Here is a 22,221-nt window from a genome sequence, read left to right as displayed (position 1 = left end):
TGCTGCAATTTAACCAATAGCCACTTGAGACCACCTAACCGCTTATGCTCAAAACGAAATTCTCTACGCCGCAGATCTATGATGATCTGCATATGCAGCTCGTGACCGCGCAGATCGCGCAAGGCGAAAAACTGAAATCCGAACACCTGCGCGAGGAATATCACTGCTCCGCAAACACCATTCGTGAGGTGCTGTTTCGCCTCGCCTCCGCCGGGCTTGTCATCTTCGAGGATCAGCGCGGCTTTCGCGCCCGTCCCATTGATCCTGAACGGCTGCACTACCTCACCAAGTTCCGCATCATGCTCGAACAGGAAGGCGCAACAGCCTCCATCGAAAAGGGCGAACTCGGCTGGGAAGCCCAGCTTTCAGCTGCCCACCACAAGCTGGCGCACATCGAAAGCAGCGTCGCAGATGGCGGGTTGGAGGGCACCAACCTGCGCCTCTGGTCGCTGGCGGAGCTCGAATTTCACGACACGCTGCTATCTGCTTGTGATAGCCCCTTTCTGCGCTCAAGCTATAGGCGGACCTATGACCAGTTCCGCCAGCAAAAAATCATGCAGCCCAAATATGGCTATCACGTCGAAAACGCGCCAGAGCATAAGGCCATTATCGCGGCAGCGCTTGCCCGCGATGCACCCGCCTGCTGCCAGGCGATCTACGATCACATGAAACGCAACCTGCGTGACGGAGGGAAAAGTGGCGAATTAGATCCCTCAAACGCATGACGCTGTCGCTTTTGGCGGCACGCGGGCAAATTTCCGCCCGATTTGCGAGGCAACCTTACGTCAAGGCCGTTGTTCCTGACGCCAAATACTGCGCTGATTGAAGGACGCACGACCTATTTGACACATACGGATTTAAAGCGATGACGTGGCTTTCAAAGCTGTCAGACTATTTTCAAACGGTCGGTTGGACCAAACTGCTCTGGTGCTTGCCAACACTGATCTTGGTCATTGCCTTCGACATTGCGTTTCACAACCAGGTCGATCTGCCCGCGCCCTTCTTCATCGTTCTGGTCAGTGTCGTCATTGCCAGCACTTATGGTGGTATTCTGACCGGGCTCATTACCGGGATTATTGCGTCAAGCTTTCTGCTGCACGCCCATCTCTACCAATTTGGCCCGGCTGAGCTGACCGGTGGCCTCACCCGTGTCGCAATCGGCAGCGCTTTGTTTTTGTTTGTCGGGCTCAGACTGGGGTTTTCCAAAGACAAGAACGATGCAAACCAGCGCGCGTTTCTCAGCACGAATGATCAGCTCAACAGCTCTCTCCTTCAGGAAAAGCAAGAAAAAATAGAGCAAATCGTCAAAGTCGCAGAAAGCGAAGAACGGTTGCGCATGGCTGTGCGGATTTCCGGGATTGGCCACTACAGATGGGACTATGAAACGGGCGATTGCATCTATTGTTCGCGCCAGCATGCCGCCCATTTCGGGATCACCCCGGATGAGTTTTACGAGCTCAACAAAGGCAACGCCCCCTATACCGGAAATATTCACCCCGATGACAAAGCCGCTTTCGTTGAAGCTGTCGCCCGCATTGATGGTGGTGAGGCGATTTTGTTCGAGTACCGCGCCGTGCACCCTGATGGGGCTGTGCGGTTTGTCCGTCAAATCACGGAACCCGTTTTTGATGCCAACGGCGCTCAGATTGCTGTGGTCGGCAGCAGTATCGATCTGACCGATCTGCGCGAGGCAGAGGCCCGCTTACGGCAATCCCAACGCATAGAGGCAATCGGCACGCTGACCGGCGGCGTTGCACATGATTTCAACAACATTCTCGCGATCATTCTGGGCAACCTGGAATTGACCCTCGAATGCGATGATGCCGAAACCCGGCATGAATATCTGCATCAGGCAATTGCCGCCACCAACCGCGGCGCGGGTCTGACGCGCAATCTGCTCAGCTTTGCGCGCCGCGCGCATTTGGTACCATCCCGTTTGAACCTGAACGAGACCGTGCAGCAAACTGTCACTTGGGGCGCGCGCGTATTGCCCGACTCGATCATCGTAGAAAGCGTATTGCAACCAGACCTTTGGGACAGTGAACTTGACCCAACCTCGCTAGAGAATGCCATCGTCAACATCTTGCTCAACGCGCGTGATGCCATGCCGAATGGCGGTACGATCACAATCGAGACCCAAAACGAACAGTTTTCAGAACAACACGTCACAGCACGGGGCGAAACGATTGCCCCGGGTCACTATGTGCGTCTTGCCATCAGCGACACCGGAACCGGGATCGAAGCGGACGCGCTGGACAAGATTTTTGAACCCTTCCACACCACCAAAGCCGTTGGCGAAGGCTCAGGGCTCGGCCTGTCGATGGTTCAAGGCTTCATCAAACAATCCGGCGGCGCTTTGCAGGTGTCGTCTCAGCCCGGCAAAGGGACACGGTTTGAGCTGTATTTCAAAGCCTTCATGCATCCGGCCGTGACCGCCGATCCGGCCAAACCGCAGATCGCCGCACCGGGCAAACCGGGTGCAACGATCCTGCTTGCTGAAGATGAGACCGCCGTCGCCCGCGTCATCGAACAAACACTCAAAGACCTGGGCTACACCGTCATTTCTGCCAATAGCGGTGACGCCGCATTGGAGATCTATGAAGGCGACGATACGATTGATCTGTTGCTGACAGATGTTGTGATGCCCGGCAAATTGCAGGGCCCAGCCCTTGCCAAGGCGATCCGTGCCATTGATCCGGATATCCCATGCATTTTCATGTCGGGCTACGCCGCAGATGCCACCATCAGCGGCAACGGCAACGGCAACGGCAACGGCAGGGCCTCGTCCGATATCCGTCTTATGAAACCCGTCAGCCGCGCCGATTTGCGCGATGCCGTGGCAGAAGCGCTGTCGCCCGCTCTGGCACAGAACGCACACGCAAAGACTGCTTTGGACCGCGTGTAATCACACGCCGAAAACCTTTCCAGCTGGTTAATAAATTTTGAAAGCTGCTTGTTTTCAGACGCTTACAAGATTCCCCGCATGCGGGGATCACTGTTTGGGCAGGTCATCCTCGATATAAATCTCAATAATGTCCCTGAAACTCTGCTCCGCTTTGAAGCCCAGCTCGATCGCCCGGGCGGGTTCGAAATCTCTCGGCCAGCCCTCAACAATTTTCATGATATCCGCGTTCGGTTCCGATTTAATCCGCGCCACCACATCATTGCCCGTGATCTCCCGCAGCGCCTCAATCTGCTCCGCCACCGTACAGCTCACCCCCGGCAGGTTCAAAGCCCGCCGCCCGTTCAATAGCTCGGTATCCAACCCTGCCGCATGCGTCAGAAAACCCGCCGCCGCCCGCGGGCTCGCATGCCAGTGCCGCACCGTATCAGGGACCGGCAAGATCGCCTCCATCCCATTCAACGGCTCCCGGATGATCCCCGAAAAGAACGAAGACGCCGCCAGGTTCGCCTTCCCTGGCCGCACGCAGATCGTCGGCAACCGGATCGACAGCCCGTCAATGAACCCCTTGCGCGAGAAATCCGCGATCATCGTCTCACAAATAGACTTCTGCGCCCCATAACTTGTCTGCGGCGCCGACAGGAACTCGTCCGAAATCTTCTCCGGATACGGCCCCCCAAACACCGCGATGGACGAAGTGAACACAAAGCGCGGCCGGTAGCTCGGATCTGCCCCCTGCTCCGCCCGCAACGCCTCCAACAGACGCCAAGTCGGCAGCATATTCACCTGCCACCCTAGATCGAAATTCGTTTCAGCCTCCCCCGACACGATGGAGGCCAGGTGAAAGATCACGTCAAACTTTTGAGCGGCCAAGCTTTCAACAACGCCGACTTCGGCCAGATTTCCCGTGCTCTGAACTGCGACCGGCGCGCCCTGCTCGGGAAACCCGATATCATGCGCCGTAATTTCGCAAGCGGCGCCCCCCAGCCCCTCCTCCAGCAACCGATGCGCCAGCTTTTGGCCAACCATCCCGCCGCCGCCAATCATCAAAACGCGGGTCATTGGGCTTCTCCATTCTGCGCGAGCAGCTCTAGAAACAGCCCCGAATGGTCCAAGTCAGCGCCATCCATCTCTTGCACAAAATGATCGAACCGATCCCGCACCATCTGCGCCACCGGCAGGCTCAGACCCAGGCCGCCGCTTTCATGCAGCAAATTATCGAGATCTTTGAGCTGAAATTTCGACAGCCCCCCTGGTACAAAATTTCGCTCCGTCATCCGCGCGCCATGCTGCTGTAAGATCGTGCTATCCGCAAAGCCGCCTTTCAAAGCATTCCGCACCGCCGCCGGGTCCGCGCCGCCTTTCTCAAGCAACAGCATCGCCTCGGCCACGGCGGCAATCGTCACCGCAACAATCCCCTGATTGGCAAGCTTCGACAATTGCCCCGACCCTGACGGGCCCACATGAACCGGCCGGCCCATTGCGCCCAAAACGCTTTCCATCTGATCAAAAGTGGCAGCTTCGCCGCCTACCATAATGGCCAAGCTCGCCGCTTCCGCGCCCTTGGTGCCACCAGAGACGGGCGCATCCAGATGCCCGAAACCAAGCCCAGATAAATGCGCCGCTTGCGCGCGCGCCTCCTCCGGCTTGGCTGATGACATGTCGATCCAAACGGTTCCCTCGGACATCGCGCCGGTCACGCTTGCGTCTTCGACCAAGCCACCCACAGCAATGCCGTCGCTCAACATCGAAACAACGACATCCACACCTGCGACGACCGCCGCGGGGCTGCCACACACCACAGCGCCCGCCTCCGCCAAAGGTTCCGCCTTGGCAATCGAGCGATTCCAGACCTGAACGCTATGACCCGCCTTCAACAGATTGCGCGTCATTGGGGCCCCCATGAGCCCCGTGCCCAGAAGGGCGATTTTTGCTTTGGCCATGGTTTTCTCCCCTGCGTGTTTGCGGTAACGATAGAACAGGGTTGCCCGGTTTAAAAGCATTGCCGATGCACGAATTTGCCCTTAGGTCTTCAGACAATGCGCTGCGGAGATCGGCAGAATGCTGAAAGCGCGTTTGGGAGAAAACGTAAACAATGGATAGACTTAGCGGAAAGCGCGCATTGGTGACAGCCGCCGGCCAAGGCATCGGCCGCGCATCTGCACTTGCCATGGCGGAGGAAGGTGCCAGTGTTTTTGCCACCGATGTAAATGAAGCCGCCCTCGCTGAGTTGTCTCACCCCAATATTACGACGCTCGTGCTGAATGTGCGCAACGAAGCCTCGGTCAAAGCAGGCGCCGAACAGGCCCAGCCAGACATTTTGTTCAACTGCGCGGGCTTCGTGCATCATGGCTCAATCCTAGACGCGACCGATGATGATTGGGACATGGCCTTTGACCTGAATGTCCGCTCAATGTTTCGCACAATGCAGGCCTGTCTGCCCGGGATGCGGGAGCGCGGCGCGGGCTCAATCATCAACATGTCGTCGGCCCTGTCATCGATCATTGGCGCACCGAACCGGTTCATCTACGGGACAACCAAAGCCGCCGTCATCGGCATGACGAAGTCAGTGGCGATTGAATATATCAAAGAGGGCATTCGCTGTAATTGTATCTGCCCCGGCACTGTTGAAAGCCCCAGCTGGCACGACCGCGTGAAAGCGCTGGGCGAAGAAATGGGAAGCTATGAGGCCGCGATGGAAGCCTTCGTTGCCCGCCAGCCGATGGGCCGGGTGGCAACAGCGGAAGAAATCGCAGCATTGGTCGTCTACCTTGCAAGCGATGAAAGCGCCTTTACGACCGGACAACCCCACGTGATTGACGGCGGGTGGTCTGGCTGAGGACAGAATTTGAGTATTTGGGCCAGAACGAAGCCCGCAGAGCGGTCCTGAAAACGGGCAGCGTTAACCTTAATATCGGATGAAATGGCAAATGGCTGAGAAACCCAAACTGAGATCGCAAGCGTGGTTCAACAACCCCGACAATCAGGAAATGACCGCGCTTTATCTGGAGCGTTACCTCAATTACGGCCTGACGCGCGAAGAGTTGCAATCGGGCAAGCCGATCATCGCAATCGCGCAAACCGGCAGCGATTTAAGCCCATGCAACCGCCATCACATTGAACTGTCCAAACGCGTACGTGACGGCGTGATTGCAGCGGGCGGCACGGTGATCGAAGTTCCGGTGCATCCCATTCAGGAAACCGGCAAACGTCCGACTGCCATGTTGGACCGCAACCTTGCTTATCTGTCATTGGTCGAGACGCTTTTCAGCTACCCGCTTGATGGCGTCGTGCTGAATATCGGCTGCGACAAGACCACGCCTGCGCTATTGATGGCCGCCGCTACCGTTAACATTCCGGCAATCGCCCTATCCGTCGGGCCGATGCTGAATGGGTGGTACAATGGGGAGCGCACGGGCTCTGGCACCATCGTCTGGAAGGCGCGCGAACTGCACGCCGCGGGCGAGATTGATGATGATGGTTTCATGGATTTGGTGGCGTCTTCGACACCCTCGGTCGGCTATTGCAACACCATGGGCACGGCCTCCACGATGAATTCGCTGGCCGAAGCTTTGGGCATGCAAATGCCCGGTTCTGCTGCCATCCCAGCGCCTTACCGCGAACGCGGTCAGATCAGCTACCATACGGGCAAACGTATCGTTGAAATGGTGCATGAAGATATGCGCCCTTCCGACATCATGACCCGCGAAGCCTTTGAAAACACGGTTGTTATCAACTCGGCCATTGGCGGCTCGACCAATGCGCCAATCCATCTGAATGGCATTGCCAAGCATTTGGGGATGGAGCTTACAAATGACGATTGGCAGCGTTTGGGCCATAAAGTTCCGCTGCTTGTCAATCTGCAGCCAGCGGGCAAATATTTGGGCGAGGACTATCACCGCGCAGGCGGAGTGCCGGCGGTTATCGGCGAGCTGATCAATGCGGATTTGCTGCCGCATCCGGACGTGATGACTGCCAATGGCAAAACGATGCGGGAGAACTGTGGTGATCTGCTGACGGGCAACCCGGATGTGATCTATTCGGCCACCGATCCAATGCTGAAAGATGCGGGTTTCATTAACCTCAAGGGCAATCTGTTTGATTCCGCGATCATGAAAACCAGCGTGATTTCCAAGGAATTCCGCGACCGCTACTTATCAAACCCGGACGACCCGGAAGCCTTTGAAGGCCGCGCTATTGTCTTTGATGGGCCCGAAGATTTCCATAAGCGCATTGACGACAAGAGCCTTGAGATCGACGCGCATTGCATTTTGATGATGCGCGGGGCGGGCCCGAAAGGATATCCCGGCGGGGCCGAGGTGGTGAATATGCGCCCGCCATCTTACCTGATCAAACAGGGTATTCTGGCATTGCCTTGCGTGGGCGACGGGCGGCAATCGGGAACATCCGGCAGCCCATCAATTCTGAACGCATCGCCTGAGGCTGCTGATGGTGGCGGGTTGGCTCTGGTGCAAACCGGTGACCGCGTGCGGATTGACCTGAGAAAATGCACCGCAGATATGTTGGTGGACGACGCGACCTTGAAAGCGCGCGCAGAAAAATTGGTAAACGGATCAATCGAAGTGCCCGACAGCCAAACCCCATGGCAAGAGATTTTCCGCCAGCTTGTGCGCCCTTTCAGCGAGGGTATGACACTGGACGGGGCCGCCAAATACCAAGACATTTCACGCCGCTACATGCCGCGCGACAATCACTAGGAGAGTTTTATGAAATTGGTTCGTTACGGCGAGGCTGGATCTGAAAAGCCCGGCATGATCGATGCAGACGGTACATTGCGCGACCTCAGCGCGCATGTTGCCGATATCAACGGGGACACCCTTGCGAACAGTTTGGACGCATTGAAAACGCTGGACCCCAATGCCCTGCCTGTGGTGGATGGCGATCCGCGCATGGGGCCCTGCGTAGGCAATATCGGCAAGTTCATGTGCATCGGGTTGAACTATTCGGACCATGCGAAAGAAATGGATCTGGCTTTCCCTGATCACCCGATCCTGTTCATGAAAGCCAACTCTGCCATCGTGGGCCCGAATGACGATGTGATCCTGCCGCGCGGCTCCGAGCATTCGGATTGGGAGGTCGAGCTGGGCGTCATTATCGGCAAACCCTGCAAATACGTATCAGAGGAGGACGCGCTTGATTATGTCGCGGGCTATTGCGTGGTCAACGACGTCTCAGAGCGCAACTTTCAAAACAACCTGACCGGTCAATGGACCAAGGGCAAAAGCTGCGACACGTTCGGGCCCACCGGCCCGTGGTTGGTTACTGCTGACGAGGTGCCGGACCCGCAAAACCTGTCCATGTCACTCGACGTGAATGGCAAGCGGATGCAGACCGGCACCACGGCAACGATGATCTTCAACGTGCGCCAGATTATTTCGCATCTGTCGCAGCTGATGACGTTGGAGCCGGGCGACGTGATTTCGACCGGCACGCCGCCCGGCGTCGGCGCGGGCATGAAACCGGCACCGGTTTTCTTGAAAAAAGGCGATGTAATGGAGCTGAAGATTGAAGGCCTCGGCACACAACGCCAAAACGTAGGGATGGACGCATGAGCAAGCCTGGACTTTTGATGATTGGCGGCGCGACTGACGTGATGATTGAGCGGATGGAAGCGGAGTTTACGCTACACAAGCTCTCCGAGATTGCTGATTTCGACAGTTGGGCCAGCGAGCATGGCGCCAGCATCGAAGCGCTTGCCACCAATGGCCATGACGGGGTTCCCACCCATATCATGGCGGCCTGCCCCAATCTGAAAGTGGCCTCTGCCTATGGCGTCGGATATGACGCGATTGATACTGACGCATGCGTCGCACGCGGCATCAAGGTCAGCCACACGCCAAACGTGTTGAACGCGGAGGTTGCCAATACCACGCTGATGCTGCTGCTGGCGGGGTATCGTAACTTTTTGTGGGAAGAAAACCATGCCCGCTCCGGCAACTGGGAAACTCAGGGCAACGCACCGCTGTCGCGCAGCCCAGACGACCGCACAATTGGCATCCTTGGCATGGGCCGGATCGGACAAGAGATCGCCGAGCGGCTACAAATCTTCAACCCGACGATCCTGTACCATACGCGCACCGAAAAAGATCTGCCCTACGAATATTGCAGCGATCTGACCGATATGGCGACGCGGTCAGATGTGCTGATTTGCATCACGCCGGGCGGGCCTTCGACAGAAAAAATCGTCAACAAAGAAGTGCTTGAGGCGCTTGGTCCCGAAGGGATGGTGATCAACGTGTCGCGCGGCTCTGTGATTGATGAGGCCGCTTTGATCGATGCGTTGCAATCGGGCAAACTGGGCAAGGCAGGGCTGGATGTGTTCGAGAAAGAGCCGCATATCCCCGACGCCCTAAAGGCATTGGAAAACGTCATCCTGCTACCGCATGTGGGCTCTGCTACGCATGAAACCCGCGCGGCGATGGGCAAGCTGACGGTCGACAATTTGCTGCAGTGGAAAGCAGACGGCACGGTCCTGACGCCCGTGCCGGAATGCGCACATTTGTGAGCCTTTCGACCTGCCGTTCTAAGGCAGGTCGTTCAGCAACATCGGGTATAACAGGTTTTCAGCACCCGGCCCCGAGCCAAGGTAATCCACCCAAAGATCCGTTGCTTCATTGTAGCGGCGATAGCGTTCGATCTTGTCATAAAGCTCATTGGTCATGTCGAGCTGTTCAGACGTGCTCATCTTGATCCAATCATCTTCGGTGACGCTCATGATGCGCGATTTGTAGGGCAGCCCATCGAGGTATTCGTCTATCGACACCGCCTGCGCGAGGCTCAGATCAGCCCGTCGCGAAACCTTGTCAGGATCGCGGCTCGCATCTGATGCAGCGCCCAGCACTTGCGCAAAGAACTCGGTCGGGTCGAGGATGTTTTCCTCTTGCTGTTCAATGATGATCTTCAAAGCCTGATCCAAATCGCTGAGCTGGTCTTTCGCCAAGAGCAGCCGGATCGACAAGGGTTTCAACCCATTGCGCTCAAAATCGCGGTCCGCGACCCAAGCTTCAAACACGTCAGGCGCCTTGGTCCCTTTTTCACGGCCAAGATAGCGTAGCTGCATCGTACGCCCGGCCTGCTGAACCGCACGCGAGAAGTCAGATCGCGCCTCATCATCGCCGCGCACGCGGGAGAAATCGGCATTCGCGCCATCCTTGCGGAAGCGTATGACCTGATCGGCAATCAGCTGCGCAAAGTCCTGCGCCACCTTCGTATATTCATTCAGGTCGCCCTGGTCGACGCCGTAATATAGCGGCGCCTGGTTGGGTTCTGCCGTCAGTTCGCGGTAGGCACGTTCTGCGCTGTCATGATCCTTGCGCCCGCGCACGGTGCGCAAATGCATGGCGGCGATTGAGCCTTCCAGCCGTTCCTTTACCAATCCGTTCAACCCAGTCGCCGACATCTTGGTTTTTGACAACGGGTCAACAGGCAAGCGCGGGCCAGCATCTGTGACCAAAACGATCAGACGGTAGCCATAGTCTGACCAGTTGAAAGCGTTGATCGCATGTTCGATGCCCGCAAAACTGTCCTCCCGGAAGTTTTTCGACGGCGTTTGCGCTTCTTCCATCCGGTCGATGCCCTCCAGAAACGCGCCCGCGGCGGAGCCTTCCTGCAAAGTTACAAAGGTCTGCGTGTCATAGCCAAGCCCGGGTGCGGCATCCAAGTTGTCGCGATAGCCGACCAGCCCGAAGGACACCACATCCGCCATGCCAGCTTGCGCCACATCATTGTAGATGCCTTCCAAGACGGACCGCGTCGCGCGGATGTAGTCGCCCATCGAAATCGTTGTATCGACCACGAAGACTACGCCTGCCTTGAAGTTCTCGGGGTTGCCGGATGGTGCTGGCGGGGCGGCGGCACCGCTATCCGCACGTGCGACAGCAACCTTCAAAAGGTTCACATCAGGGCCGCTTTCCATCGTCGCCTCTTCCGCCTCAATGATTGGCATCACGTAGAGGTTGCGTTTCAGGTCCACGGTTTCGCGCGGCCCGAGCGCCAGAATGGTTGCCGAGCTTGTCTCGTTCCTTTCGGCGTCCTCTGCCGCCTCGCGCAGTGCAACCGCGCCTGGGGCGGAATTCTCGGATTCAACCAGCTCATAGACATCATCGATATCGTCAAAAAACAGCACGCGGCCCACGTTTTCAGAGGCTTCGAATGTCACGACGATATTCTGGTTCCAGTCCACAGTCGCGGCGGTGGGCAGCCAAAACTTGTTGTTTCCTTGATCATCGGCGCCAACCTGGATCCAGTCGCCATCACGTTTGTAGACATAAAGCGTTTGCAGCGGAGAGACGTTTTCAACCTCCGCCCCGTCAGGACCGTCGCGTCCGGGCACCTTGTCACGCACCAACACGCGTTGAAACAGCGTCGACTTGCCGTCGATCAGCTCAGGTCGGTCCTGCGCGACGACCGTGCCGGGCAACCACAAGGCGGCGGAAAGAAGGGCTATTGGTAAAAACTTCATCTTTAATCTCCCAAACGGGCAACTGCGTTCTGGGCGTCAGCAGAGCCCAGATCAGCCGCTTTTTGATAGGTCCGTCGTGCAGCGTTTTTATTAGCTTGCGGAAAAGGGCTGCGCGCCGGGTCATAGGTTTCGGGGTCATACATACGCGCTACTTCAATGAGCGCGCGGATACGAGTTTCCGTTTCAGCTTCAGCGTCGCCACCTAGTTTCATCAAAGCACCAAGGGCCACTTCAAGGTTCTCGCGACCGCCCTGGTCGACCAAGGCTATGGCCTCGTTGACGGGATCATCCTTGGTCAACAAAGCCTTGCTGTCTTCTGTGGTGTTTACGCTCGAACCGCTGTCGGTCCCGTTTTTCATCGTATAAAACACCCCACCGCCAATCAGCGCCAAGCCAACGACGCCCGCCGCGATCAACATCGGGGTTTTGGAGCCACCACCGGTGGAGCCCTCACCGCCCCCAGTCGGTCCCTGTGGCGTTGTCACGCCGCCATCCGGCGCATCGAGCGCGCGGGTGATTGCAGCGCCCAGGTCCTTCACGCGGTCCTTCGGGTCTGCCTTCAACATGCTTTCCAGCAGCAGTTTCAAAGGCGCGGAAATATCCGCCCCGGCCAGCGAAAGGTCTTCGCGTCGCGCCTCAATTGCGCCGATGCCCTTGCCCGCGCCCGGCACGTTCAACCCGGCCACCTGCATCAGGACCAGCCCCAAGGCATAGACATCCGTGGCAGAGGTGGCTTTGGCCCCAAACAGGCCCAGCTGCTCAGGCGCCATGTAGCTGAACTTGCCCGCCACGCTGTCGCCAAGAATGGACTTTTCGGTCCCGGCCGTGTCGGAGGCCAACCCGAAATCAATCAGCTTCGCCTTCAGAATATCCTCGGCGGGCACCAAAATATTGTCAGGCGCAATATCGCGATGCACGATGTTGAGCTTGTGAATGGCGTCCAGACCACCGGCCAGCCGCTTTGCCAGCTTCAACACGTCTTTGCTATCAAGACGCGCACCCCGTTTAAGGTAATCCGCCAAGGGCCTACCAGAGACGTACTCCATCACCAAAAACAGCCGGCCTTCCGCGTCTTGCAATGTCGTCTCATACCGAATGACCGCGTCGCTTTGCACAGTGCGCAATAGAGAGCTTTCGCGCTTGAACAGGCTCACTGCGCGTTCATCTTTGGCAAAAGACGGGATCATCACCTTGATGGCCACGTCATGGTCCGTCGTCATGTTATGGCCTTTGAACGTGGCCCCCATGCCGCCCTCACCCAACAGCTTTTCAACCTTGTAGGTGTCCTGGATCACGTCGCCGGGTTTGATCCCGAACACCCCGTTTGCGTCACTCATTGCAGCCCCTCCATTACATCAAGTGCGATAGCTTCAAAATCCTGCCGCACCATTCCCTCTTCCACAAATCCAACCGCCTCGCGCACTGACATATGGTTGCGCAGCGTGACCAAACAGGCCGCACGACGCTTGCCACGTTCATTGACCTTTTCGGCGATAAAGCTGGCCTGCTTGCGTAACAGATCGAGCGAGTAGTCCTTCGCCAAACCTTCCAAAAGGTTGCGATATTCCAGCAATTCTGCCGCGATCTTTTCTTCTGACCGCCTCAGACCCGCCTGCGCTTCGCGCAAAATTTCTGTCGCCTCAGCCTCGTCATCACGAGCGCCTGACGCGCGCGAGTCTTCGATGATTTCGTTCAACGCCTGAATGTCATCGAGCAGTAGCAGCGCATCGATATATTCCTGCACCGCCTGATCGCAGACCAGCACCCCAAAATTGACGATCTGCCTGATCGACTGATCACGCTGTGTGTTGCGCCCGTCGCGCGCCCGTTTAATCGTGTCGCGGATCACGGCAAGGCTGGCTTTGGTCTGCTCATTCGGCGCATCTTTTTCCAAGGCCTTGATCACGTCCAACACATCCTGCTCCGCCACCTGCGCGGCAAGCCGCGAATCCAGCGCGGCGATTTCATCAAGGGCAGCCGTCAAATCCGCCGCCTGATCCGAGGAGGTGATTGACAGCCCGGCAATGGCCAGGCGCGCGCCGGTGTAACGGTCGCGCGTCACATCACCCGCGCGAAGATCAAACGGCGAGACCTCGTACCGCGTTGCCGAATTCATCGACCCCAACGGCGTGCGCGCATCGCCGCCACGTTTGACAAAGCCGCCCGCCTGCCCGTGCAAGCGCCCGTGGCGCACCAGCGAAAACGGCGTGCCCACGATTTCAGAGGCATTGCCCAGCATGTCATGCAAGCCCAGCGGGTTCGGCTTCAACGTACCAATCGCCTGCAACTTGCCGCCAGCGCTTTCGGTGCCGCCATGCGCCACATATTCAGATGTCTCGGTGCCCGGCTCCAGCGGTGGTATCGGTTGACGGAACTCCGCAGGCTCAACCGACAACCCGCCGCGCGCCGCGAATTCCCATTCGCCTTCGGTCGGTAGTCGCAGATAGGCCTTGGTCTCATCCGCGCTGGGCAGGCTGTCAGCGGCTTCCTTCATCAGCCAAAGCGTGTAGCCCTGTGCGAAGCTCTCAAATTCCAGTTTGGAGATATCGACCACCGGCTTGAACGCGCGTTTGCGCGGGGTTTTGTCCGGGCAGCCCTCTGCGATCACGCCATATTGCGCCTCAGCCAATTCATATTTGGCCATGTAGAAATGCGCTTTCGCGCGGCCCGACCCGTCATCGGAAAACGCCCCGGACACATAAGACTGCCGCAACCCATTCAAATAGGGCTGGTTGTCGCCTTCCTCCCCCAAAAGAACCGGCACATCGCCGATGGCCCCGTCCGAATTGGGCGTCTCGACCTTGCGAAACGCCATAGCGCCGCCGCAGGGCATCGGCAGGATCAGGTCGCCCTCCAAGGGGTTGGGGTTGTAGTAGCTTTCTTTCCAGGTGATTTCGGCCTGCGCCGGAGCGCCAATAGCAACACATAAGAAACTTAAAGCAAATGACGCCCTACGCATGACGCAACACCTCTTCTGTACCAATTCGATTAATCGCCATGACGGCCCAAGCCGAGGCCGTCAAAGCCGTTACAAATCCTAAAATGAGCGTGCCGATCACATCCCGAACCCCGAGCCGCGCCACCATTTGCTGTGGCGCATTGGCGAAAGCGGAATTGATCGTCACAAGTATGATCCCAACGATAAAGAAGGTGACACAGATGCCAAGCCCCACGAGTATCAGGGACTGAAAAATCGGGATCGACTTACGGGCTCGATCCCCCAGCCCTAGAAGATCAAGGAAGCTGAAAGACACCCGCTGCCGCTCCACCACGCCGCGCAGATTGGCCGCCATAGCCGCCCAGAACCCAGCCGCCGCGATAAGCGCCACGGCGGCATACAGAATATCAAGGTTCTTACGAAACAGCAGCAACACGGTCGCGTTTTCCGCCCGTGGCCGGACCTGCGCCCCCGCATCGCTGAGGGCGTCCTCAACCGCGCGCAGATCGTCCAAGCGGCGCGCATAGGCACGGAAACTGGCATAGCTGTTTTGGGTCCCTGCCCCTTCGCGCCACGTCTCAGGCGTCAGCGATTTGTCGTCCCGGAACCGTTCAACCGCCAACAGATCGGGCAGCGAGATGAACATCGCGTTCCGACTATAGAGCCGCTCTGGCACGATACCCGTCACGACCAACTCAGCGATCGCGTTTTGCTGATCGCCGTCAATTTTGCGCCCGATGATCATTTCAGCAGTTTCGCCAACTGCAAGTTCCAGCTCCGCCGCCAATGTCTCAGACAGCGCCGCCTCACCCTTGCTTATCACAAGCCCGTCCAACAACGGGTCGCCCTCCGCAGTTGGGATCAGCGGCACCGCGCGCTCCAGATTGCGTTTTGGCCGGTTGCGCACCGAATTGGCCACTGTGTTGATGGAACGCGTCGCGGGCACAATGAAATCGACATCGCCCCGCGCGCGCATGGCGTCAAAAAATGCCCCGTCATAGGCGCCCGCGCCGACGGCCAAAAGCTCCCGGTTGGACGGGTCATCGACCAGCCGGTCGATCATCGTACCGATGAAGCCATTTTTCAAAGCAAGTACGACCAGCAAAGGGGCCAAAACGCCCACAAGCGCTGCGATGAAACAAAGCGAGCCACGCCAGTCATGCCGCAATTCCTTGATCGCCAGTCGAAGCGACAAATGGCTCATGCCGCAATCTCCGACGCGTAGGCATCTGAGAACCGCGAATAAAGCACACCGTCGCGATCTTCGGTCCTATGGCCGACCCGGCGCGCGCCAGCAAAAGCGCCCCGCGCCGCCTGATGGCTGGCAAGGATAACGGCGCTATTCGCATCTTGCGCCAATACCTCAATCAGCCGCTCGACCTGCGCGACATTGACCGGATCAAGCGCGGAGACCGGCTCATCAAGCAGCAACAAATCAGGCTGCCCCAGAAGCGCGCGCGCAATTGTGACCCGCTGCCTTTGGCCGACGGAAACCTCCGTCGGCATACGGTCTGTGAGTTCTACCAAGCCCAAGGCACCCACCAAATGCGCGCGCCAATCCGCGTCGGGCACCTCCCCCGAAATCGTCATGGGCAGGTCGATATTCTCCGCAAGGCTCAAATACGGGATCAATACATTGGTCTGCAGGACAAACCCCAAATGCCCCGGCCCGCTGAACATGCGCCGTTCCATCTGCGGCGTAATATCCTGCCCCGACAGGCGATGCACACTGGCTTGCGTCATACGCTCAGCCGGCAACGCGCCCGCGATCAACCCAAGCGCCGTGCTTTTGCCCGCGCCACTGATCGCATCCAACACAACCACTTCGCCAGCGTCCATGTCCAGCGCATCGACCACAACGACCAGCTCGTCACCCAGCCTGATCCCGATGTCGCGGATATGAACAACGGCAGCGGCACTCACGGCTTGGCGAGCCTTAGCGCAACGTTCCCAAGGTTGATCTTGGCGCGCGTGTTGATCTGCTCGGGCGCATTGGCAGACAAACGTTTACCTTCGACCTCAACCCCGTTGGTGGAGCCCAAATCCTCAATAACCAAACGCCGGCCGTCCAGCGTGATCCGCGCGTGTTCACGGCTGATTTTGGGACTGTCGATGGTGATATCAGCCGATGACGTTCGCCCGATTGTGGCCCCCGCTTTCAGCTGGCCGGGCGACAGCTTGAACGCCTTTTGCGTGCCATCGGGCAATTTGGCCGCCACTTTCAACGCGACGGAGGCCACAGGCGTGGAGACCACATTCGGGCCATCGGCAGGTGCAACCACGGAGCCAGATTTCCCGTTGCCCGCAAAGGCCACGATACCGCCAATACCGCCGACGACTGCAAGCGCCCCGAGTGCCCAGCCCCAGATCGGCATGCCAAACATCGTGCTGTTACCGCTGCCCGCAACCTCTTGCGCCGGTGGCGGTGTCGGGGTCGGTTTGGCGTCAGGATCGCAGGTCTTGCTAACGGAACTGAAGGGCACGCCCGCGTTGGTCAAAAAGCTCGTCAGCGCCTTCGCGGAAGATGAGAAAAACACAGAATTCGCGTCCCGCAACCCGGCGGTGTTCACCCCAACCACATTGCCGCAATAGTCAAACAGCGGCCCGCCCGAATTGCCCGGGTTGATGAAGGACGTGTGCTGGACAAGCTCCATCGTCTGGGTGGAGCGGCTCCATTTGCCGACATAAACCTTGCTGACGGTTCCTTCCGTCAGGGTTGTCTCAAACATCTCAGGGCTCGACTGATCGGCTTGCAGCGCCGCAGAAGCGCCCGGAAAGCCAAGCGCAAAAACTTGATCGCCCTTCTCAAGTGTCTTGGTTCCAATCGCCACGATTGGCGGCTTGTAAGACTTTCCATCGACATCCAGACGCACGACGGCCAGGTCGAATTCAGCTGAGCGCGACACGATCTTGAAATTGTACTTCTCGACCCGCCCATTGACGTTGAAGCCGATATACCCACGCTTCGCGCCATCGACGACATGGTTGTTGGTCACAAGAAACAGATCGCCAGTGCCCGGGTCCCGCCCAATTATGAACCCTGAGCCGGACCCGCTATCAAGCACAACACGCCCCACGGACGGGTCAACCTTGCGGATGGCCTCTTTCGACGGGCTGGCCACAAGGGATCCCGGCGCGGCCAAACATATCAATGCGGCCATCAGGCCCAATATTTTGCGCATCATCCTTGTTGTCCCATCCATCCTAAAAACGCCGTTGCCGCCGCGAGCAAAAAGACGATGCTAAGCATCTTCAAAATCCCCCGCTTGCGCTCGGTCTCACTTTGGTCTTCCGTTTTGTTCTGCTCCGGTGCGCCTGCAAGCGCGGCCTGCCGTGGCTCTGAAAACCCTGTCAGCCGGCTGGCTACGGCTGCGCGCCATGTCTCAGCGCGGCCAAATTCAGCGTGGTTTTTCAGGTCATTCGAGCTTGGCCCTTCGGTGTCCGTAAATATTCGGCAATAGGCGAGCGCATCGGCAGGCCTGTCCTCCGGCAGAAGGGCACAGCCATAGTCAATCATCTCAAACAAGCGCTCGGAATACCCGGCTTTCGCCCCGCTCGCCTGAATGGCCTCTGCCACGGGCATATAGGTGTCGTGACCCGTTTCGAGAAAGGATTTCAGCCGCGATTGCGCGTCGGGCGGCGCACGGCGGCTTACCATTTCATACAGCATCACCGATAGCGAATAGAGGTCGCTCCACGGCCCCTCCCGCAGCTTGCTGCCGGGCGGTAACTGGTCGACTGGGAACAGCTCAATCGGGGCGTATTTACGGGTAAACATCGCCGGATCATTGGTGCGCTTGCCATAGGGCCGCGCCGCGCCAAAGTCGATCAAAACGGGCTCGCCATTGCGCCGGATCATCACGTTCGCAGGCTTCACATCCCGGTGGATTAGACGCTTGTGGTGCACCGCCGACAGGGCTGCCGTGATGGAACGCACAAACCCTTCGATAAGCGGCTCCGGCACGTGACCATGGCGCTGCAAAATCCGCGGCAGCATCCGGTCAACCGGGTCGCCCTCGATATATTCCATCAGGCAATAGGCAGTGTTGAGCTTCTCAAACGCGCCGCGCACGCGCACAAGGCCAGGTTGACGTGGCAGGGTCTTCAGGATGTTGGCCTCGTTCAGAAACGCATGCATGCCAAGATCGAACAGATCGCGGTCATCTGGGTTCGGGATCACTTTGGCATCGGGGCCGCGCGTCGCGAATTCGGATGGGAAATATTCTTTGACCGCGTAGCGCTTTGGCGGCTGGCCCATTTGCGCCGTGTAGGTGATGCCGAACCCACCCTTTCCAAGGCGTTTCCCAAGCACAAGGCCGCTGGCCAATGGGAACCCTTCTGGTAAGGCGATCTCCATCCCGCGCGCCCCTAATCTATGTCCACGCCAGGCGTCTGGGTGTCAGGGGTTGGCGTGGCGGGCGGGACCGGGTCCACGATCTCCGGGGCTTGGTCAATCGGTGTTGCGGGCGTTGGGGTTGGCTGCGGCTCCGTTTCACTCGGTGTCGGGGTTTCCTCGGTCGGTGGTGGCGCCGGTGGTGTGTCATCATCGGTATCAGGCTCAGCCTCTGGTCCAGTTTCTGGCTCCGATGGCGAGGGCTCCGATATAGGGCGCTGATCCGGGTATGGGCTGGTTTCAATCGGATTGGGCCGCAGCGGGATCGGTTCCGGCGCAACCTCCTCTGGCGTGGTTTCGTCCTCCGTCACAGTATCGGGCGCCGGATCGTCTTCGGTGATGAGACCGTTTTGCTCCCCAATGGTGCGAATTCCGTCCTCAACCGGCTCCGATTGCACAATCAGGGGCGCTTCCGGCTCCGAGCGGCCAAACATCAAAAAGCCCAGAACGCCAAGCAAAACAACCGCTGCGGCAACCGCGCCGAACAAGACTTTCGGGTTCGAAAATCCGCGCGCGTCAGACCCATTCGTCAGGCGCCACAGGCTGTCTTGCGGCGCGCGCAACGCGGTGTCGCCGTCTTGCCGATAAACGATAATGGTCGTGTTGTCCTGGGTCGGTTTGCCCGCGTTTTGCACCGCATCCAGAAGGGCCTGAACCTGCGCTTCTGGCCCGCCGCGCTTGGCCTCTTCCAGCACCGTCGCGACCTGACTTTGCGGCAGCGTGTCAAGCCCGTCTGAGGCCAAGACCAGCGTATCCCCCGCATCGAGCTGCATGGTGTTGAGGTCAATAAGTGAGATATCCTCACCCGTTACCGCGGAGCGCAGAGCGTTCTTGCGCGGATGGCTATCCGCCTCTTCCTGCGTCAATCGCCCGGCTGCGACCTGTTCCAGAAGTTCGCCGTAGATCGAATGGTCAGCGTTCACCTTCTTCAATTGCCGCGCGCGGTAAAGGTACAGGTTGCTATCGCCAATGCTGGCCCAAACCACCCGGTCATGCAGCTTCAACGCACACAGCAGCGTCGCGCCCATGCCGCGCAATTCGGGCTGCTGATCAATACGCTGCCGTAGCGCATCATTGGCGGTGAACGCGCTGTCTTTCAAACGCTCGCGCGGGCGCGGCGACTTTGATCCAGAGATGAAATGCGTCTCAAACGCGTCCAGGGCGAGGTTTGAGGCGATCTCGCCACCCACATGACCGCCCATGCCGTCAGCGACCATCATCAGCACATCGCCGTGAGGGTCCTGCTCGCTTTGAAATACTATTTTATACGCGTCTTCCTGGTTATCACGCTGCCCAACACTGGCACCGCCGGCAATATTTTTCATCAAGCTGCGCCGTCACCTGCCACGTCAGCCCAATCAAAGCTTTCCGAGCAAAACGCCACAAAACGCAAATGGGTCGTCTTGGTAATCTCAACCGTCGCACCGTTTTCCAATGGCAGGGTGTTTGCCACCATCTGCCCGTCAACCTTGGTGATGTTTTTGCCCGACCCATGCGCGATGAAAAACTTGCGCGTGTCATCGTCGTAAATGATCCGCGTGTGATCCGTCGACGAGATCGAGGTATCGCCGAAACCCAGCGTCACGCGCTCGCTGGCGCCCCGCCCGACGGAGTTCATGCCTGCGCCAAGCGCCACAGCCTGCCCCAGACCGGGTCCTTTGATGACCACCAACCAACCCACGACCGGGTCGATCTGAACATCGCCGCTGTCAAATGCGGACCCGCGCGAGATTGTCGTTTTATCGGCCGAGGCGTTCGGCACCACGCGCGTCGCCTCATCAGAAGGCCGGGGCGCGTCCGTATCGGCTACAGTTTTTTCAATCGTTTCCGTGAATTCGACCGCGCCGCCTTTGTCGCTGTCAAAGCCGTCTTCGTCGTCGAAAATCCATTTCGTCTTGTCGTTGCTCATGTCAAATTCCTTCGCTTGTAAGCCTTATCGGCTGTGTCTGTGGTCTGCTCAGGCCAGCACCAGCTTGGTCGGAACCTCGCCGAAGGACACCATGTCCCCTGCGCGCACGGGTTGGGTCCCGGTGATCCGGGCATCGTTGATAAAAGTACCGTTCAGGCTGTCCATATCAGTGACAGAAAAGCCGCCATCCCGGTTGCGATGCAGCTCTGCATGCACGCGGCTTATACTGTCATGTGCGATCACAACGCTGTTTGAGCTGCCACGCCCAATCGAGGTGCGCGCCCCGATCACGGGATGCTTACGCCCGCCATTTTCCTCAATGAGATACGCAATCGCGCGTGCCTTCGCAGGAACCATTTTCGTGCTGGCGTCAGGGTCGAGGCCAACTGCGGTCACTTCAGCTGCGCCGCCGTCATCGATCTCAATCGGTTCAAATTCCTCGGGTTCTTCTTTCTTGCCGCGTGACAGCAGGAAGAACAGCAAGGCCAGTAACAAAATGCCCAAAATCGCGGCGGCGGTGTACACCCAAATCGGGTCAAACCCGAACAGCTTTCCTTCATTTGGGTCAACCGGTTCGGGCTCAGGCTCCGGCCCTGCTTCCGGTACGAATTGCACCCGGACCTCTTCGCTTTTCTCACCGGTGCCGCCGGGAAGCGGCTCTTTCAAGGTCACAAAAATCGTAGCCTCTTTCGCCTCTCCTTTGGGCAAAATCAGACCAGACCCGCGACGTGCAGAACGCAACTGCTCCCCAAACTCGGTCGCCTGTTCGGTGGCTTCGGCTTGACGGCGCACGCGCACCATTACGGTTTCACCCTGGGTCGCGGAAGTGATGCTTTCCAGATAGTCCTCAGCTTCCGCTGTCCGTCCAACACCGATGGCGCGCCATTCAACGCCAAGGGCGGAAATCGGAATTCCTGCTTCAACCGCCGCAGCGCTGATTTCCGCAGCTCCGTCGAACCCTTCCTCGTCACCATCGGTGATCAGAATGATGTTCTTCATCAAGAAATCGTCGCGCTCATTCAGTACCGCAATCGCGTCCAAAACACTGGCGCGGATGCGGGTATTGTCACCACTGAGCTCTAGTTCATCAATAATACGCGATAGCTCCGCGCGGTCGGTGGTGAAATCGGTTAATTGCTGAATGCCGTCGCTAAACGCATAGATCGCGATTTTTTCGCCGCGCGGCAGGCTGGTGATGAATTCAGACAGAACAGCGCGTTCTTGCGCGAAGGTGCCACGGCGGGCGCCGCCCTGCCCGGGCGTCGTGTCGATCAGCACAAGCGAGCCCGACAATGTAATGTCATCGGGAAATTCGGGGCTGCCCGGGCGCACAAAGGTAAACTCTGCGGAACCCTGCGTTTGCAAATCCGCCCGCGTCATCAGCGGCGGCAATTGCACAAGGCAGCTGTCTTCAGGCGCAGGCGCCCCGGGGTCGCAATCAAGAATAGCGATACCCTCTGCCGGGTAGCGGCTCGGGGCATCCTCTTGCGCAAAAACCGGTGACGCGGCCCCGACGGTCAACAGCCCGGCAATGCCCAAAACCCGACGCCACGCACGACGCCGCTCTGCTAGATTGCGTAGTATCCCCATCCCTCCG

The 22,221-nt window shown here is 58.4% G+C and carries 18 protein-coding genes; 6 read left to right on the top strand and 12 right to left on the bottom strand.

Features of this window, described 5'->3' with window-relative positions; genetic code table 11:
• Positions 1-44 precede the first annotated feature (44 nt).
• Both ACZ1G7_RS18275 and ACZ1G7_RS18270 read left to right on the top strand, forming a co-directional pair.
• Complete coding sequence (locus ACZ1G7_RS18275) at positions 45-725, top strand: GntR family transcriptional regulator (protein ID WP_472660807.1); 681 nt, start codon at positions 45-47, stop codon at positions 723-725.
• 140 nt (positions 726-865) lie between these two features.
• Complete coding sequence (locus ACZ1G7_RS18270; RefSeq protein ID WP_472660806.1) at positions 866-2,905, top strand: ATP-binding protein; 2,040 nt, start codon at positions 866-868, stop codon at positions 2,903-2,905.
• A gap of 87 nt (positions 2,906-2,992) precedes the next feature.
• Here the strand turns inward: ACZ1G7_RS18270 and denD are convergent, their stop codons facing one another.
• The gene (gene denD / locus ACZ1G7_RS18265; protein ID WP_472660805.1) at positions 2,993-3,964 is read right to left on the bottom strand and encodes a D-erythronate dehydrogenase; all 972 of its coding nucleotides are present in this window, start codon (positions 3,962-3,964) and stop codon (positions 2,993-2,995) included.
• Entirely contained in the window at positions 3,961-4,845 is an 885-nt protein-coding gene (locus ACZ1G7_RS18260) for an NAD(P)-dependent oxidoreductase (RefSeq protein ID WP_472660804.1), read from the bottom strand. The genes denD and ACZ1G7_RS18260 overlap by 4 nt, the downstream gene beginning before the upstream one ends.
• Positions 4,846-4,997: 152 nt before the next feature.
• Between ACZ1G7_RS18260 and ACZ1G7_RS18255 the strand changes: the two genes are divergently transcribed.
• From ACZ1G7_RS18255 to ACZ1G7_RS18240, 4 genes are all read left to right on the top strand, one after another.
• Entirely contained in the window at positions 4,998-5,741 is a 744-nt protein-coding gene (locus tag ACZ1G7_RS18255; protein ID WP_472660803.1) for an SDR family oxidoreductase, read from the top strand.
• Positions 5,742-5,832: 91 nt separating this feature from the next.
• Positions 5,833-7,620 (top strand): IlvD/Edd family dehydratase, encoded by a 1,788-nt coding sequence (locus ACZ1G7_RS18250; RefSeq protein ID WP_472660802.1) that lies wholly within the window; start codon positions 5,833-5,835, stop codon positions 7,618-7,620.
• A 9-nt stretch (positions 7,621-7,629) separates the two neighbouring features.
• On the top strand, positions 7,630-8,475 hold the full coding sequence (locus ACZ1G7_RS18245) for a fumarylacetoacetate hydrolase family protein (RefSeq protein ID WP_472660801.1): 846 nt from the start codon (positions 7,630-7,632) through the stop codon (positions 8,473-8,475).
• Positions 8,472-9,428 (top strand): 2-hydroxyacid dehydrogenase, encoded by a 957-nt coding sequence (locus tag ACZ1G7_RS18240; RefSeq protein WP_472660800.1) that lies wholly within the window; start codon positions 8,472-8,474, stop codon positions 9,426-9,428. The genes ACZ1G7_RS18245 and ACZ1G7_RS18240 overlap by 4 nt, the downstream gene beginning before the upstream one ends.
• A gap of 18 nt (positions 9,429-9,446) precedes the next feature.
• On the opposite strand, the gene ACZ1G7_RS18235 is transcribed toward ACZ1G7_RS18240, so the two are convergent.
• The 10 genes from ACZ1G7_RS18235 to ACZ1G7_RS18190 are packed head-to-tail and all read right to left on the bottom strand — an operon-like array spanning position 9,447 to position 22,214.
• On the bottom strand, positions 9,447-11,384 hold the full coding sequence (locus ACZ1G7_RS18235; RefSeq protein ID WP_472660799.1) for a vWA domain-containing protein: 1,938 nt from the start codon (positions 11,382-11,384) through the stop codon (positions 9,447-9,449).
• 2 nt (positions 11,385-11,386) lie between these two features.
• Positions 11,387-12,721 (bottom strand): serine/threonine-protein kinase, encoded by a 1,335-nt coding sequence (locus tag ACZ1G7_RS18230; RefSeq protein WP_472660798.1) that lies wholly within the window; start codon positions 12,719-12,721, stop codon positions 11,387-11,389.
• The gene (locus tag ACZ1G7_RS18225; RefSeq protein WP_472660797.1) at positions 12,718-14,343 is read right to left on the bottom strand and encodes an SUMF1/EgtB/PvdO family nonheme iron enzyme; all 1,626 of its coding nucleotides are present in this window, start codon (positions 14,341-14,343) and stop codon (positions 12,718-12,720) included. Before ACZ1G7_RS18225 ends, ACZ1G7_RS18230 begins: the two co-directional genes overlap by 4 nt.
• Positions 14,336-15,526, bottom strand: a complete 1,191-nt coding sequence (locus ACZ1G7_RS18220) for an ABC transporter permease family protein (RefSeq protein WP_472660796.1) — start codon at positions 15,524-15,526, stop codon at positions 14,336-14,338. Before ACZ1G7_RS18220 ends, ACZ1G7_RS18225 begins: the two co-directional genes overlap by 8 nt.
• Positions 15,523-16,245, bottom strand: coding sequence for an ATP-binding cassette domain-containing protein (locus tag ACZ1G7_RS18215; RefSeq protein ID WP_472660795.1), 723 nt, complete (start codon positions 16,243-16,245; stop codon positions 15,523-15,525). Before ACZ1G7_RS18215 ends, ACZ1G7_RS18220 begins: the two co-directional genes overlap by 4 nt.
• The gene (locus ACZ1G7_RS18210) at positions 16,242-17,507 is read right to left on the bottom strand and encodes a trypsin-like peptidase domain-containing protein (RefSeq protein ID WP_472660794.1); all 1,266 of its coding nucleotides are present in this window, start codon (positions 17,505-17,507) and stop codon (positions 16,242-16,244) included. The genes ACZ1G7_RS18215 and ACZ1G7_RS18210 overlap by 4 nt, the downstream gene beginning before the upstream one ends.
• The gene (locus ACZ1G7_RS18205) at positions 17,504-18,679 is read right to left on the bottom strand and encodes a serine/threonine protein kinase (RefSeq protein WP_472660793.1); all 1,176 of its coding nucleotides are present in this window, start codon (positions 18,677-18,679) and stop codon (positions 17,504-17,506) included. The genes ACZ1G7_RS18210 and ACZ1G7_RS18205 overlap by 4 nt, the downstream gene beginning before the upstream one ends.
• Positions 18,680-18,690: 11 nt before the next feature.
• Entirely contained in the window at positions 18,691-20,040 is a 1,350-nt protein-coding gene (locus tag ACZ1G7_RS18200; protein WP_472660792.1) for a PP2C family protein-serine/threonine phosphatase, read from the bottom strand.
• Entirely contained in the window at positions 20,040-20,624 is a 585-nt protein-coding gene (locus tag ACZ1G7_RS18195; RefSeq protein ID WP_472660791.1) for an FHA domain-containing protein, read from the bottom strand. The genes ACZ1G7_RS18200 and ACZ1G7_RS18195 overlap by 1 nt, the downstream gene beginning before the upstream one ends.
• A gap of 48 nt (positions 20,625-20,672) precedes the next feature.
• Positions 20,673-22,214 (bottom strand): FHA domain-containing protein, encoded by a 1,542-nt coding sequence (locus ACZ1G7_RS18190; RefSeq protein WP_472660790.1) that lies wholly within the window; start codon positions 22,212-22,214, stop codon positions 20,673-20,675.
• Positions 22,215-22,221 lie beyond the last annotated feature (7 nt).

Source organism: Litoreibacter sp. JB4-2, assembly GCF_055693445.1.
The sequence above is the reverse complement of the archived record's forward strand: the minus strand, read 5'-3'. Positions and strand labels throughout refer to the sequence as shown.